The organism is Pseudarthrobacter sp. NamE2, from assembly GCF_005796205.1.
GTDB lineage: Bacteria > Actinomycetota > Actinomycetes > Actinomycetales > Micrococcaceae > Arthrobacter.
This window is the reverse complement of the sequence record NZ_VAHN01000002.1, coordinates 160,639-174,717: the sequence shown is the minus strand read 5'-3', so window position 1 is coordinate 174,717 and position 14,079 is coordinate 160,639. Positions and strand designations below refer to the sequence as shown.

General features: G+C 68.1%; 14 protein-coding genes. 3 read left to right on the top strand and 11 right to left on the bottom strand.

Translation table 11 applies throughout. The features are described from left to right. Nucleotides 1-14 precede the first annotated feature (14 nt). Entirely contained in the window at nt 15-1,625 is a 1,611-nt protein-coding gene (groL, locus tag FDW83_RS03760; RefSeq protein WP_138136255.1) for a chaperonin GroEL, read from the bottom strand. Between the two features lie 79 nt (nt 1,626-1,704). Next, entirely contained in the window at nt 1,705-1,998 is a 294-nt protein-coding gene (gene groES, locus FDW83_RS03755) for a co-chaperone GroES (RefSeq protein WP_003805290.1), read from the bottom strand. 225 nt (nt 1,999-2,223) lie between these two features. Between groES and FDW83_RS03750 the strand changes: the two genes are divergently transcribed. Further along, the gene (locus FDW83_RS03750) at nt 2,224-3,156 is read left to right on the top strand and encodes a DMT family transporter (protein WP_171027436.1); all 933 of its coding nucleotides are present in this window, start codon (nt 2,224-2,226) and stop codon (nt 3,154-3,156) included. Here the strand turns inward: FDW83_RS03750 and FDW83_RS03745 are convergent. Further along, complete coding sequence (locus tag FDW83_RS03745; protein WP_138136254.1) at nt 3,081-3,461, bottom strand: hypothetical protein; 381 nt, start codon at nt 3,459-3,461, stop codon at nt 3,081-3,083. The two genes, FDW83_RS03750 and FDW83_RS03745, sit on opposite strands and share 76 nt — an antisense overlap. Before the next feature lie 53 nt (nt 3,462-3,514). On the opposite strand from FDW83_RS03745, the gene FDW83_RS03740 reads away from it, so the two are divergent. Then, a complete protein-coding gene (locus tag FDW83_RS03740; RefSeq protein WP_138136253.1) occupies nt 3,515-4,756 on the top strand; it encodes a class I SAM-dependent methyltransferase in 1,242 nt (413 codons plus the stop codon). Between the two features lie 3 nt (nt 4,757-4,759). Here FDW83_RS03740 and FDW83_RS03735 read toward each other — a convergent pair whose 3' ends face one another. Together FDW83_RS03735 and FDW83_RS03730 are read right to left on the bottom strand one after the other, a co-directional pair. Further along, nucleotides 4,760-5,578 carry a shikimate 5-dehydrogenase gene (locus tag FDW83_RS03735; protein ID WP_255469932.1) on the bottom strand — a complete coding sequence of 273 codons (819 nt, stop codon included), beginning with the start codon at nt 5,576-5,578 and terminating at the stop codon, nt 4,760-4,762. Nucleotides 5,579-5,678: 100 nt separating this feature from the next. Further along, nucleotides 5,679-7,112 (bottom strand): glycoside hydrolase family 3 protein, encoded by a 1,434-nt coding sequence (locus FDW83_RS03730; protein WP_138136252.1) that lies wholly within the window; start codon nt 7,110-7,112, stop codon nt 5,679-5,681. A gap of 386 nt (nt 7,113-7,498) precedes the next feature. Here FDW83_RS03730 and FDW83_RS03720 point away from each other — a divergent pair, with 386 nt between their 5' ends. Continuing rightward, the gene (locus tag FDW83_RS03720) at nt 7,499-8,650 is read left to right on the top strand and encodes a glutamate--cysteine ligase (RefSeq protein ID WP_138136251.1); all 1,152 of its coding nucleotides are present in this window, start codon (nt 7,499-7,501) and stop codon (nt 8,648-8,650) included. Nucleotides 8,651-8,727: 77 nt separating this feature from the next. Here FDW83_RS03720 and tsaD read toward each other — a convergent pair whose 3' ends face one another. The 6 genes from tsaD to FDW83_RS03690 all read right to left on the bottom strand — a co-directional run bounded on the left by tsaD (nt 8,728) and on the right by FDW83_RS03690 (nt 14,045). Then, nucleotides 8,728-9,816 (bottom strand): tRNA (adenosine(37)-N6)-threonylcarbamoyltransferase complex transferase subunit TsaD, encoded by a 1,089-nt coding sequence (gene tsaD, locus FDW83_RS03715; RefSeq protein WP_138136250.1) that lies wholly within the window; start codon nt 9,814-9,816, stop codon nt 8,728-8,730. Further along, on the bottom strand, nt 9,813-10,271 hold the full coding sequence (gene rimI / locus FDW83_RS03710; protein WP_138136461.1) for a ribosomal protein S18-alanine N-acetyltransferase: 459 nt from the start codon (nt 10,269-10,271) through the stop codon (nt 9,813-9,815). The genes tsaD and rimI overlap by 4 nt, the downstream gene beginning before the upstream one ends. A gap of 62 nt (nt 10,272-10,333) precedes the next feature. Next, nucleotides 10,334-11,005: a tRNA (adenosine(37)-N6)-threonylcarbamoyltransferase complex dimerization subunit type 1 TsaB gene (tsaB, locus tag FDW83_RS03705; RefSeq protein ID WP_138136249.1), complete on the bottom strand. Its 672-nt coding sequence runs from the start codon at nt 11,003-11,005 to the stop codon at nt 10,334-10,336. Further along, a complete protein-coding gene (gene tsaE, locus FDW83_RS03700; protein WP_138136248.1) occupies nt 11,005-11,601 on the bottom strand; it encodes a tRNA (adenosine(37)-N6)-threonylcarbamoyltransferase complex ATPase subunit type 1 TsaE in 597 nt (198 codons plus the stop codon). The genes tsaB and tsaE overlap by 1 nt, the downstream gene beginning before the upstream one ends. After that, nucleotides 11,598-12,833 carry an alanine racemase gene (gene alr, locus FDW83_RS03695; RefSeq protein WP_138136247.1) on the bottom strand — a complete coding sequence of 412 codons (1,236 nt, stop codon included), beginning with the start codon at nt 12,831-12,833 and terminating at the stop codon, nt 11,598-11,600. Before alr ends, tsaE begins: the two co-directional genes overlap by 4 nt. A 120-nt stretch (nt 12,834-12,953) precedes the next feature. Beyond that, a complete protein-coding gene (locus FDW83_RS03690; RefSeq protein WP_138136246.1) occupies nt 12,954-14,045 on the bottom strand; it encodes a carbohydrate kinase family protein in 1,092 nt (363 codons plus the stop codon). Between the last annotated feature and the right edge of the window lie 34 nt (nt 14,046-14,079).

Below are 14,079 nucleotides of genomic sequence, written 5' to 3'. Positions count from 1 at the left end.
CACCGAAGGGGAGATCAGTGGCTGTGGCCTGCGTGTTCGTCTTCCTCGGCAACCTTCTCGACAACCAGGGTCTCAGTGGTGAGAACCAGGGCAGCGATGGAGGCTGCGTTGCGCAGGGCGGCACGGGTGACCTTGACGGGGTCGATGACGCCCGCAGCAATCAGGTCCTCGTACTCGCCGGACTTGGCGTTGAAGCCGTGGTTCGCTTCGAGCTCGGCAACCTTGGCCACGATGACGTAGCCGTCGAAGCCGGCGTTCTGGGCGATCCAGCGCAGCGGCTGGGTCAGGGCGCGGCGGACAATGCCGACAGCTGCTGCAGCGTCGCCTTCGAGGGCCTGGACAGCCGGGTCCTCATCGAGTGCCTTGAGGGCGTGGATCAGGGCAGAACCGCCACCGGAGACGATGCCTTCCTCGAGGGCAGCGCGGGTGGAGGAAACGGCGTCCTCGATGCGGTGCTTCTTTTCCTTCAGCTCAACCTCGGTGGCAGCGCCAACCTTGATGACACCGATGCCGCCGGCCAGCTTGGCCAGGCGCTCCTGGAGCTTTTCACGGTCCCAGTCGGAATCGGTGCGGGCCAGCTCGGCACGGAGCTGGGCCACGCGGGCGGCAACGTCCTCTTCGGAGCCGGCGCCGTCAACGATGGTGGTGTTGTCCTTGGTGACCGTGATGCGGCGGGCGGTGCCCAGCACCTCAAGGCCAACGGTGTCCAGGCTCAGGCCCAGCTCCGGAGAAACAACCTGCGCACCGGTGAGGGTGGCGATGTCCTGCAGCATGGCCTTGCGCCGGTCGCCGAAGCCCGGAGCCTTGACGGCCACAACGTTGAGGGTGCCGCGGATGCGGTTGACGATCAGCGTGGACAGGGCCTCGCCTTCGACGTCCTCGGCGATGATGAACAGCGGCTTGGAAGCCTGCAGTGCCTTCTCCAGCAGCGGCAGGAATTCCTGCAGCGAGGAGATCTTGCCCTGGTTGATCAGGATGAGGGCGTCCTCGAGGACGGCTTCCTGGCGGTCCGCGTCGGTGATGAAGTACGGGGACAGGTAGCCCTTGTCGAACTGCATGCCTTCGGTGAGGACCAGTTCGGTCTGCGTGGTGGAGGATTCCTCAATGGTGATCACACCATCCTTGCCCACCTTGCCGAAAGCCTCGGCGAGCAGTTCACCAACCTCGTCGCTCTGCGCGGAAATGGAGGCGACGCTGGCCACCTGGGTGCCCTCGACGGGGCGGGCGTTCTCCAGCAGGCGGGCAGCAACGGCTTCAACCGAAACCTCGATGCCGCGCTTGATCTGGCCGGGGGCCGCCCCGGCTGCAACGTTGCGCAGGCCTTCCTTGACCAGTGCCTGGGCCAGGACCGTCGCGGTGGTGGTGCCGTCACCGGCAACATCGTTGGTCTTCGTGGCGACTTCCTTGGCCAGCTGCGCGCCAAGGTTCTCGTACGGGTCATCCAGCTCGACTTCGCGGGCGATGGTGACGCCGTCGTTCGTGATGGTGGGCGCGCCCCACTTCTTGTCCAAAACGACGTTGCGGCCGCGCGGGCCGAGCGTCACCTTGACGGTGTTGGCGAGTTTATCGATGCCGGCCTCAAGGGACCGGCGGGCAGCGTCTTCAAACGCAAGCTGCTTTGCCATGGTGGTGTCCTTTCAAGACAGAACCCCGCACTGCCGGGCAGCAGAAAGCATGGCCGGCGGCACGGGGATTCCGAAAGAGTTACTTGACGACGATCGCCAGGACGTCGCGGGCGGAGAGCACGAGGTACTCGGTGCCGCCGGTCTTGACTTCGGTTCCGCCGTACTTGGAGTAGATGACGACATCGCCGACAGCTACATCGACCGGGACGCGGTTGCCGTCTTCGAAGCGGCCGGGGCCTACTGCAACAACTTCGCCTTCCTGGGGCTTCTCCTGTGCGGAGTCCGGGATCACCAGGCCGGAAGCCGTGGTCTGCTCGGCTTCGAGCGGGCGGACAACGATACGATCCTCAAGAGGCTTAATAGAGACCGACACTCGGACCTCTCCTTTTCGTCAGCAAATTCGTGGACTTGGCAAGCTTTCCGCCGTGGCTGGCAAACCGTCGTCGCGGTGCCGGCAGCAGCCTGGCTGGCAGCTCTTCAGTATTAGCACCCTACTAGGGAGAGTGCTAATGAAGACTCTATGTAAGGGTTAGCACTCGGTCAAGGCGAGTGCCAGCGTTTCGTCATTGGCGGACGCGAGGGCGTGTACATTGAACCGGTGCGAGCCGCCATGTACCTGATCCTTGCCAACCTGTTCTGGGCCGGAAACTTTGTAGTAGGACAGGCCGCCATGCAGTCCATGCAGCCGCTGCAGCTGACCTTTTGGCGCTGGGCACTGGCTGCCGTCCCGCTCCTTCTGCTGGCACAGGTCATCGACCGGCCGGACTGGAAGGCGGTGCTGCGCAAGTGGCCGGTCCTGCTCCTGTTGAGTGCCCTGGGCATGAGCGGCTATACCCTGCTGCTGTACAGCGCGCTCCAGCACACCTCGGCGCTCAACGCTTCCCTGGTGACGGCGGCGAATCCGGCACTCATTATGGTGCTGGCCGTAGTGCTGATGAAGGACCGGCCGCGGCCGGTGAGCTGGGTGGGCATCGGGCTGGGCCTCGCAGGCGTTCTGCTGGTCCTTACCGGCGGTGACCTGCAGCGCCTGCTGACATTCTCGATCAACACCGGCGAACTGCTGATCCTCGCTGCGATCACCGTCTGGGGCTTTTACACGATCATCGCCCGCCGGCTTACCCTGCCGGCCATCACCTCCACGGCGGTGCAGGTGGCGCTGGCAGCTGTAGTTTTGACGCCCGTGGCCGCGGCTGCCGGGGCGGGCCTGCCCTCCGCTCCCGCCGAAGGCTGGTCCCTTGCGTTCATCGCCCTGTTCCCGTCGCTGGGCTCCTACCTGCTGTGGAACCTTGCGCTGAAGAGGACCACGGCTGCCAACGCCGGCAACTACCTGAACCTGATCGCCGTCTTTACCGCCATCATCACGGTGCTGCTGGGCCAGCCCATCACTTCGGCACAGGTGCTGGGCGGCATCCTGGTGATCTCGGGTGTCCTGCTGACCAGTGCCGGGCAGCGGCCTCAGCGGCCCAGGTCGTCGAAATCCACGTCCTCGCCGCCGTCGGAATCGCGCGGGCCCCGGTTCCTGCCCCGGTAGAGGACCGCTGCTGCCGCGGCGGCTGCCAGCAGGGAGGCAACCAGGAAAACGATGCTCCCGGTGCGGGCGCCCGTATACAGGCCCCGGATGTCGCGGGCTTCCTGGGTGTCGTCCTGGATGCTGTTGCCGCCCACCGAATAGACCGTGGCATTGAAGGTGTCCAGGAAGAAAATGATCACCAGCAGCACGATGCAGGTCACCGCCACCACGGATGCAGCGATCAGCACCGGACGCGCGTACCTGGCGGGACCCCTGTCCGTGGGCTGGTGTTCTCCGGACTGAGGGGGCCTCGAGCTGTCTTCCATGGTTTCAACCCTATCCACATCCTCGACGACGCTCCTCCACTAGGCTGGAGCCCATGCCCCAAGCTCCACAGGACCAAATAGCACCCCTGCTCACCCCGGAAGGCTGGGATCTTCTGGCGTCCCTAAAGCCCTACCGGGAGGACGCCTCGTTCGAACTGAATGCAGCGTTGCGCAAGGCCGGGCATACCCCCGAACTGGTGTCCGCCGTGCTCACCCAGTCCAGGCTGCGCACCAAGGCGGAAGCAAAGTTCGGCGAATTCGCGGGCCAGATGCTGTTCACTCAGGCCGGGCTGGAACAGGCCACACGCCTCAATGTCGCCGCCCGGCACGCGCAGCGGTTCGCCGCTGCCGGCATTGGCCATGTGGCAGACCTCGGGTGCGGCCTCGGTGCTGACTCGCTTGCCCTGGCCTCCCTCGACATCACCGTCACGGCAGTGGAAATGGACGAAACCACCGCCGCCTGCGCCACCGTCAACCTCATCCCTTTCCCCAACGCGACGGTGGTGCACGCGGACGCCACAACGGTGCCGCTGGACGGGATCGACGGCGTCTGGCTGGACCCTGCCCGTCGGGTCACCTCCACATCGGGCACCAAACGGATCTGGGACCCGGAGGCCTTTTCGCCGCCGCTGTCCTTCGTGGAAGGCCTCGCCGCCGCCGGGAAAGCGGTGGGCGTGAAAATGGGACCGGGCATGCCGCATGATTCGGTCCCCGGCAACTGCGAAGCCCAGTGGGTATCCGTTGGCGGTGACGTGACCGAGGCGGCGCTGTGGTTCAACGCCGTCCGCCGCCCGGGAATCCGCCGCTCGGCACTTGTCCTGGGGCCCGGCGGCGCCGCCGAGCTGACCAGCGCCGAGGACTTCGGCGGCGGACCGGCCGCACCCGTGGGGCCGGTGGAGGGCTACCTCTACGAACCTGACGGCGCCGTCATCCGGGCGGGGCTGGTGGCGGACGTCGCCCTTGAGCTTGGCGGACACCTGGTGGACGAGCACATCGCCTACATCTGCTCCCCCGGCCTGCTGGACACGCCGTTCGCCCGGGCGTACCAGGTCCGGGAGGTGATGCCATACAACGTCAAGGCGCTCAAGGCCTGGGTGAAGCAGGAAGGCATCACGGTGCTGGACATCAAGAAGCGCGGGATGGCGGTCACGCCGGAGGAACTGCGGAAGCAGCTGCTTGCCCCAGGGAGAACCGCAGGTAAGAAGGGTGCCGGGAAGACGGCCACCCTGGTCCTGACCCGCATAGGGGAGGACCGTGTGGCCATCGTGGTGGATCCAGTCCCGGACCCCCAGTAGCGCCTACTGTGCGCGCATGAATTCCTCGGCAGCGCGCACCTGCTCCGGGCTGGGCCGCACCCCGGTGTAGAGCACGAACTGTTCCAGCGCCTGGATGGTCGCCACCTCCGCCCCGGTGATCACGGGCTTGCCTGCGGCGCGGGCCGCTTGAATGAGCGGGGTCTCCGCGGGAAGTGCTACGACGTCGAAAACGATCGTCGCCGCTTCAACCGCCCCGGCAGGGAAGGACAGCGTGTCCGCTTCCGGCCCGCCCGCCATGCCCAAGGGGGTGACGTTGATGATCAGGTCCGCCGTGCCGCCGTCGAGCGCTGCCCGCCACTGGAAGCCGTACTGGTCCACCAGCGCCCGCCCGGTGCTTTCGTTTCGCGCGATCACCGTAACGTCCTTGAAGCCGGCGTCCCGGAGCGCCGCCACCGTGGCCTTGGCCATCCCGCCGGCCCCCTGGACCAGGACGGAGTAGCCGGTAGGCACCGAGTTGGCGGCGAGCAGCTGCTCGATGGCGGTGTAGTCAGTGTTGTAGGCCTTGAGGTGGCCGTCCGTGTTCACGATCGTGTTGACGGAGTCGATGGCTTTGGCAGAGGGGTCCATCTCGTCGATGAGGGCGATGACGTCCTCCTTGTACGGCATCGAGATGGCGCAGCCGCGGATGCCCAACCCGCGCACCCCGGCGATGGCCTGTTCCAGGTTGGTGGGGGCGAACGCCTTGTAGATCCAGTTGAGTCCCAGCTGTTCGTAGAGGTGGTTGTGGAACCTTGTTCCGTTGTTGCTGGGGCGGGCTGAGAGCGAGATGCAGAGGGTCATGTCTTTATTCAGAATGGGCACCTGACTATTAAACGCGTTTCCCAACTGGCTGGCAGATAACGCAGCGAAACCGGGCGAATCGCTACGTTAACTGCGAGTCAGTTGGGGGCGCGCGGCAGGGCTAGGGGCAGCCGGTTCCGGGCGGAAGGGTTCCGACGGCGGCGGGCAGGTTTCCGGGGGCCGGCGCCTTCCCTGCCAGCACGGCAACGAGTGCGTCGAACGCGGCGTCGGTGCGCCCGTACAGTGCCAGCCGGACCGGGGCAGGGGAAGCCTGCAGCGCCCACGGGGCGTCCAGCGCCACCTCGATGTCCCCTCCCCCGGGCCGCCCGCCGAACCCGATCAGGTTCACCACCGGCCCCGAGCCTAACGCGAGCCCGGCCCGTGCGGCTGCCGCCTCAAACCGCTGCCGGTCACCGGGCCTGCCGCCTGCCACCCGGACGGCTCCGGGAACCAGGGGTCCGGCACATGGCCCGGAAACCACCGTGACTGCCGCGGCCGAGACCCGGGCGGACACGGGCGCGGCACCGCCCGCCGGGACTCCCGGCGGGGTACCGCGCCGGCCCTGCCAGGTCATCATGGTTGCCACGCGCAGGACTGCCTCGTCCAGCCGCGCCGCGGGAAGGCTGCCGGACTTGACGGCCCCGACGATGGCGGCGTGGGCCTGCGCGACGTCGGCCGGCATCAGCAGGAGGTCGGCACCGGCAACGAGGGCCATCACCGCCGCCGTACCGTTCGGGTACTGCTTGGTCACGGCGCCCATATTGAGCGCATCCGTTACGGCCACGCCCTTGAAGCCGAGCCCGCGCAGCGCTGCGTACGTGGGCGCGGAGAGCGACGCCGGGACGCCCGGTTCCAGCGCAGGCACGGCGATGTGCCCGGTCATCACCATAGGCGTGCCGGCGTCGATGGCCGCCTGGAAGGGCTTCCAGTCCCTGCCGCGGAGTTCCTCGACGGCGGCTGGCTGGGTGGGCATGCTGTGGTGGGAGTCCGCGGTCACGGACCCATGCCCCGGGAAATGCTTGACGGCCGGAAGCACGCCTGCCGCCAGCATGCCCTGCGAAAACGCGACTCCATGCGCGGCAGCCAGGGCCGGGTCGGCGGACATGGACCGCGCCCCGATGGTGGGGTCCATGGGCCCCATGGTGACGTCGGTGTCCGGGGCGAAATCGACGTTGAAGCCAAGCGGCACCAATTCACCGGCGAGGCCCTGCGCGGCTTCCCGGGTCAGGGGTTCGCTGCCGGCTGCGCCGTAGCTCATGGGAGCCGGCCATTCCGTCAGCGGCGGACCAAGGCGGGCCACCATGCCGCCCTCCTGGTCCACGCCGATCATTCCAGGCCAAGGGTCGCCGTCGGCAGCGGCAGCCTGCGCCAGCCGGCGGTTGATGGCACCCATGCCGGCCACATCCACGTTGCCCTGCGCATCCCTGGGAACGTTGTCGCCCATGATGATCGAGCCCGCAAGGTGCAAGCGTTCGATGGTGGCGGCATGGGCCTCCACCTGGTTGCCCGTATAGAACGGCAGCAGGACCTGCCCGGCTTTTTCCTCGATGGTCATCCCGGCAACAGCCGCGGCGGCTGCGTCCTGGTCCCGCTGCTGCGGGCCCCAACCCAAGGGCCGGGAACCCGGATCCGGTGAGGGGGACGCGGTGGGTTGGGACGGCGTCGGACGCGGTGTTGGCGAAGCGGGCGCCGAGGCAGAAGCCCCCGCGCCGGGAGCGGACGACGACGGGCCAGGAGCCGGTGCGGCGGTACAGGAAGCAAGTGCCATGGTGGATAGGGCGGCGATGAGGAGAATAGTTTTGTGTGAACTGTCACGCAGGCTGGGGAACGGAGACATCATTAGGATGCTACCCCTGCGCTATAGACTTGAAACACCCGATCGCCTGCCGGCAGCAGCCCGGAAGCGGCGCAGCCAGCGGCCACCGGACAGTAAGGAAACGCGTGAAAATTGAGTTCGCTCCATCGAGGCAGTCAACCCTCGGTGTTGAATGGGAGCTCGCGCTGGTGGACGGCAAAACGGGCGAGCTCGCCTCGGTGGCCAACCAGGTGCTGCGCGGCGTCGCCTCCCGCCATCCCGAACTCAACGAGAACGACGAACACCCGCACATCAAGCAGGAACTGCTGCTGAATACCGTGGAACTGGTCACGGGGATCTGCGAGACTGCGGCGGAAGCCAAGGAGGACCTCAGCCGGTCCCTCGCCGCTGTCCGCGAAATCACCGATCCCATGGGCGTGGAACTGTTTTGCGCGGGCAGCCACCCGTTCAGCCCGCCGCAGCTGCAGCCTGTGACGGACAAGGAACGCTATGCCAAGCTGATTGACCGCACGCAGTGGTGGGGCCGGCAGATGGTGATTTACGGGGTCCATGTGCACGTGGGGCTGGACCGGCGCAGCAAGGTCCTCCCGGTCCTGGACGGCCTGGTCAACTACTTCCCCCACTTCCAGGCGCTGTCCGCGTCCAGCCCCTTCTGGGGTGGCGAGGACACCGGCTACGCGTCCCAGCGCGCCCTGATGTTCCAGCAGCTGCCCACGGCGGGACTGCCGTTCCAGTTTCCGTCCTGGGAGGAATACGAGTCCTACGTCCAGGACATGTTCACTACCGGCGTTATCGATACCATTTCGGAAATCCGGTGGGACATCAGGCCGGTGCCTGCCCTCGGGACCATCGAGATGCGCATTTGCGACGGCCTGGCCACCCTGGAGGAGGTGGGCGCCATCGCCGCACTCACCCAGTGCCTGGTGGACGAATTCTCCACCACCCTGGACTACGGCGGCAGCATCCCCACCATGCCGCCGTGGCACGTGCAGGAGAACAAGTGGCGCGCCGCGCGGTACGGCATGGACGCCATCATCATCCTTGACGCCGCCGGCAAGGAACAGCTGGTAACTGACCACCTGCTGGAGACCCTGAACCGGTTGGAGCCGGTGGCCGCGAAGCTGCGCTGCTCGGACGAGCTTGCCGACGTGGAGAAGATCATCCGCCGCGGCGCGGGCTACCAGCGCCAGCGCCGCGTCGCAGCCGGGAACGGCGGCAACCTGCAGGCCGTGGTCCTGGACCTGGTCAAGCAGATGCGGAACGGGCCCACCGCCTGATCCTCCCCGTTGCTTGTCAGGTATGGTCCCCCCACCCCCCCTGTTTGAGAACCAAATTTGTTAGGGCAAGTGGGGTTTTAGGCGGGGAGCGAAACCGAGGTGACCGGCAGGGACGAGTCCGGGGCGAAGCTGATGCCGCTCGGTTCGATGCCGGCCATCACCAGCTGCGCTCCCAGCGCGGCCACCATGGCGCCGTTGTCCGTGCAGAGGTCCAGCGGCGGCACATGCAGCGTGATACCCGCGGAGGAACACCGCTGGCGGGTCAGTTCGCGGAGCCGTGAGTTTGCTGCCACACCACCGCCGAGCAGGACATCCTTGATGCCCTGCTCCCGGCAGGCCAGCACGGCCTTGGAGGAGATGACGTCCACCACGGCTTCCTGGAAGGCGGCGGCGATGTCCGCCACCGGCACCTCCTGGCCGCGGGCCTCGAACTGTTCCACGCAACGTGCCACGGCGGTTTTCAGGCCACTAAAGGACCAGTCATAGCGGTGCGGGCCGGGTTCTTCCGCGGTGCCCATGTACTTGGGCTGGCTGAGGCCCCGGGGGAAGCGGATTGCCTTGGGGTTTCCGGTGCGGGCCATCTTGTCGATGGCCGGGCCGCCCGGGTAGCCGAGCCCAAGGATGCGGGCCACCTTGTCATAGGCCTCGCCCGCGGCGTCGTCGATTGTGGAGCCCAGCAGGACCACGTCGTCCGTGATGCTGTTGATTTTCAGGATCTCGGTGTGGCCTCCGGAGACCAGCAGCGCGCCCAGGTTCCCGGGAAGTTCCGGGGCATTGCCGTCCTTGCCGTCCAGCAGCCCCACGCCCACGTGCGCCACCAGGTGGTTGATGGCGTACAGCGGCTTGCCGGTGGCCACGGCCAGCGCCTTTGCCGCGCAGACCCCGACCATCAGTGCCCCCGCCAGGCCCGGGCCGGACGTGACGGCGATGGCGTCGACATCGTCCAGAGTTACGCCGGCCTGGGAAAGGGCCTGCTCGAGGGTGGGAACGAACGCGTCCAGGTGCGCCCTGGAGGCTATCTCCGGGATGACGCCGCCAAACCGGACATGCTCGTCCATCGACGAGGACACGGTGTTGGTGAGGAGGGTGGTTCCCCGGACAAGACCGACGCCGGTCTCGTCGCAGGACGATTCGATGCCCAGGACCAGTGGCTGGGTGCGGTTCATGGCTGGTTTCCTTCGTGTGTTTCCGCCTCGGGGACGAGCTGGAGCCGCATGATCAGGGCGTCGACGCCGTCGCGGTAATAGCGGGGGCGGACGTGGATCTGTTCGAATCCGAAGCGCCGGTACAGTTGCTGCGCCCGCGGGTTGTCCGCGCGCACTTCCAGCAGCACATCCGCGGCGTTCCGGCGCCTCGCCTCGTCGATGAGGCCGGTGAGCAGCGTCCTGCCGATGCCGCGGCCCTCATAGCCGGGGACGACGGCGATCGTCTGGATGTCCGCGATGGGCTCGATGCACATCACGCCGGCGTAACCAACAATGCCTTCGCCGGCCTCGGCCACGAAGTAGCGGCGGGTTTCGGGCTGGGCCAGTTCGTCGAGGAACATCTGCAGCGGCCAGGCGTCCACGGGAAAGAGCTGCTGCTCAAGGGCATTGACGGCGGGCACGTCCTCAAGGGCCATGTCCCGGATCACGATGCCGTCCAGGCGGGCACCCTGGGCCGGGTTGCGGTTGTGCGCGTCGTTCACAGGGCCCTCTTCCGCGGTCCGGGCACCTGTGCGTCGGATTCCCGGAGGTACAGGGGCGTGGAGTCGAGGAGTCCGTTGCCGGCGGCCAGCCGCGCCAGCGCGAACTGGCCGAGGTACAGCGCGTCGGGCTGCTCCAGGGCAAAGTCGGGCACCGCCTTCAACGTGTCCTCGTATAGTCCTGCCCCTGCGCCAAAGGCGGGCAGGTCCGGCAGATCCGCGGCGAACCCGACGTGCGGCCCGTCCTCGAGCTGTGGCAGTTGGCCTTCGGCCAGTGTGTAGCGCGCCCAGTAGACCTCTTTACGCCGGGCGTCGGTGACCACCAGGAATTCGGGGACGGCGGCGGTGGACTCGGCCACTTCCAGGGCTACCGCATCCAGGCTCATCAGCCCGTGCAGCGGTTTGCCCCACACGAAGGACAGGGTGCGCGCCGTCGCGATCCCGGACCGCAGACCGGTGAACGGACCAGGCCCCACGCCCACTACCAGGGCATCGATGCCACTCCCGGTGACACCGGCGGCTGCCAGCATGTTGTCGATGCCCGGGGCGAGGACTTCGGCGTGGCTGCGGGTGTCCTCGGTGGAGAAGCTGGCCACCACGCCTTCCAGGACATCGTCCGAGACGAGGGCCGCGCTGGCAACGGCGGAAGTGTCAATGGCGAGGATCAGCATCAGTGGTTCCCTTCCGCGGTGCCCAGCTCCGGGGCAGCCGGCCAACGCGGACCGTAGCCGCGCATAACGATGTTCCGCGGCTCATCCGTGTCTTCGTCGTCGAAATCGAGGGTGCCGCCGGGCTCCACAACGCCGCCGCCGGCTTCCAGTCCGCCCAGGCCGATGGCACGGTGCAGGTCGATCTCGAGCCTGCTCTCGCTCAGGTGCTCCACCCGGTCGTGCCCCCACTCCACCACTGTCACTGAGCTGTCCATGGTGTTCTCGAGGTCGATGTCATCGATTTCGGCGGCCGAGCCCAGGCGGTAGGCGTCCACGTGGACCAGGTCAGGTCCGCCCGGCCGGGGACCGTCCGGCAGGTTGGGGTGGATGCGGACCAGGACGAACGTGGGCGAGATAATCCCTGGCCGGACACCCAGGCCTTCACCCAGGCCCTGCGTGAACGTCGTCTTGCCGGCCCCCAGCTCGCCGGAGAGGACCAGCAGGTCCCCCGCCTCAAGCACCCCGGCGAGCCGGGCCCCGAGCGCGGACGTCTGTTCCGCCGTCGTCGCCGTGAAGGTCTTCTCCCAGTTGGGCACAACGGCTTCGACGGCGGTCATGCGGCGCCTTCCCGGTGGAGGGCAGCGGAGCGCGCGGCCGGGGACGCGTCCTGTTCGTTGATGAAGCGGCGCGGCACCCGCGGACTGATCCGGGTGACGATCTCGTAGTTGATGGTGCCGGCGGCCCGGGCCCAGTCGTCGGCGGTGGGGCCGCCGTCGTCGCCGTTGCCGAAGAGCTCGGCCTCGGCGCCCAGGAGCGCCCCGCCCGCGGGCCCAACATCGCCCAGGTCGATGACCATCTGGTCCATGGCGATCCGGCCCACCACGGGGTACGTTTTCCCGGCCACCCTGACGGGACCGCCCGTGGCGATGCGCGGCACGCCGTCCGCGTACCCCACCGGAATCAGGGCCAGCGTGCTGCGCCCCGCCGTGTGGTAGCGGAGGCCGTAGGAGACGCCCTGCCCGTTGGGCACTTCCTTGCACTGCGAGACCAGGGTGCGCAGCGTCATGGCCGGGCGGAGCCCGAGTTCTGCCGAGCTTTGGCCGTCGAACGGTGAGAGCCCGTAAATGCCCAGGCCGGCGCGGACCAGGTCGAAGTGGGTGTCGGGCCGGGACAGCGTGGCGGGGGTGTTGGCCAGGTGCCGGACCTCCGGGTCCACGCCGGCGTCCTCGGCCACCGCGAGGGCCTCGCGGAAGGCGGCCAGCTGCTGGTCCGTTTCGGGACGCTCGGGTTCGTCGGCGACGGCCAGGTGGGAGAAGACGCCGACGACGCGCAGCAGCCCCTGGTCCTGGTACTCCATCGCCTCGCCCACCAGGTGGTCCCAGGTTTCGAGGGTGGCTCCGTTGCGGCCCAGGCCGGTGTCCACTTTCAGGTGCACGCGCGCGGGGCGTTCCTGCTCCCTCGCCGCGGCAACAATCCGGTCCAGTTCCCAGCCGGAGCAGCCGATATCGACGCCGGCAGCCACCGCCGCGCCGAAGTTGCTGTCCACGGTGTGCAGCCAGGCCAGCAGTGGAGCGTCGATGCCGGCGGCCCGGAGCGCGAGGGCTTCGGAGATATGAGCGACGCCCAGCCATGCGGCTCCGGCCTCGAGCGCTGCCCGGGCAACGGGAACGGCACCGTGGCCGTAGGCGTCCGCCTTGACGACGGCCATGACCTTCGCCGGGGAAGCGGCGGCGGCGAGCCTGCGGACGTTGTGCCGGATGGCCTCAAGGTCGATCACGGCGGACCGCTCGTGGCGGGGGTCCGGTCCGGGGGCAGCACTGAAATCACCGGTTGTTGCGGGATAAGTCACGCTACTGATTCTAGTGCCGGGGCTTCGGGCCGAATAATCACGGCGGCGCGGGCCCGTTTCCGGAACGGCGCGGCAGGAACGTACGATGCCGGCACTCGCCCGGGGTGCCGGCGTCGTGCCTTAAGCGTCAGAGAGGTGTGCGATGGTGGCCGCGGCCCTGCGCTGGGCGGCGAGCGGAACGTCCTGGATGATGTCCTCGAGGAACCCGAAGCGCCGCAGCCACTGGCTCATCTGACGTTCCGGCCGGGCGTTGGCGCGCTTCCACCAGTCCGCGATGTCCCCCCAGCCCGGCGCCGCCAGGGAGCCGCCCACCTCCTGCACCGCCAGCGAAGCGCACAGGTTGGCGAACCGCAGCCGGTTGCCCAGCGGCCAGCCCGCCAAACTGCCCACTATGAACGCGGCGTCGAAGCAGTCGCCCGCGCCGGTGGGGTCGAAGGCCTTCACGGGCAGGGACGGCACCCACTCCTCCTCCCCCGTTTCCGAATCCACTGCCATGGCACCCTGCGGACCCAGCGTGACCACGGCGACGGGAACCCGGTCCGCCAGCGCGTAGAGGGCGGCCCACGGATCATCCTTTCCGGTGAAGGCCATGGCCTCGCGCTGGTTGGGCAGGAACGCGTGGAAGTACTGCAGGTTTTCCAGGCGTACCGGCGCCCACTCCCCGGTGGGGTCCCAGCCGACGTCGCCGAACAGTTTCACCCCCGCCTGGTGCGCCGCCTTGGCCCACGGCTCCACCTCCACCCCCACCTCGGCGATCCCGGCGAGCGCCGGTGGCGGGGTGCCGATCAGCTCTGAGGAAGTGATGGGGGCGGCGTGCCCGTGGGTGACCATTGAGCGGTCCCTGTCCACGCACAGCGAGACGGTGACCGGCGAGTGCCAGCCGGGGACCCGGCGGGACAGGCTGAGGTCCACGTGCTCCTGGCTGGAAAGGATCTTCCAGTTGAAGTCGCCGTAGCCGTCGTCGCCGAACGCCGCGGCCAGGCCGGTCCGGAGCCCCAGCCGGGCCGCCGCGATCGCCTGGTTGGCCACGCCGCCGGGGCAGCTGCCCATGCCGTCGCTCCAGACTTCGGTGCCCGGTTCCGGGCTGTGCGGAAGGCCGGTGAAGATGATGTCCTGGAAGACCGTCCCGGCCAGGAGGACGTCAAACCCGGGCTCAGCGGGTGAGCGGACGGCAGCCAGGGGGTCGAAGGGGCGGGCTGGGATCGCGTCCATGTCCGGCACGATACGCCCTGCCGCTGACATCCGG

What these genes read in the sequence shown, in the direction of transcription:
- groL (WP_138136255.1), bottom strand. Translation starts at nt 1,625, where the DNA reads ATGGCAAAGCAGCTTGCGTTTGAAGACGCTGCCCGCCGGTCCCTTGAG.
- FDW83_RS03745 (WP_138136254.1), bottom strand. Translation starts at nt 3,461, where the DNA reads ATGGAAGACAGCTCGAGGCCCCCTCAGTCCGGAGAACACCAGCCCACG.
- FDW83_RS03740 (WP_138136253.1), top strand. Translation starts at nt 3,515, where the DNA reads ATGCCCCAAGCTCCACAGGACCAAATAGCACCCCTGCTCACCCCGGAA.
- FDW83_RS03730 (WP_138136252.1), bottom strand. Translation starts at nt 7,112, where the DNA reads ATGACCATCGAGGAAAAAGCCGGGCAGGTCCTGCTGCCGTTCTATACG.
- tsaD (WP_138136250.1), bottom strand. Translation starts at nt 9,816, where the DNA reads ATGAACCGCACCCAGCCACTGGTCCTGGGCATCGAATCGTCCTGCGAC.
- rimI (WP_138136461.1), bottom strand. Translation starts at nt 10,271, where the DNA reads ATGGCCCTTGAGGACGTGCCCGCCGTCAATGCCCTTGAGCAGCAGCTC.
- tsaB (WP_138136249.1), bottom strand. Translation starts at nt 11,005, where the DNA reads ATGCTGATCCTCGCCATTGACACTTCCGCCGTTGCCAGCGCGGCCCTC.
- tsaE (WP_138136248.1), bottom strand. Translation starts at nt 11,601, where the DNA reads ATGACCGCCGTCGAAGCCGTTGTGCCCAACTGGGAGAAGACCTTCACG.
- FDW83_RS03690 (WP_138136246.1), bottom strand. Translation starts at nt 14,045, where the DNA reads ATGGACGCGATCCCAGCCCGCCCCTTCGACCCCCTGGCTGCCGTCCGC.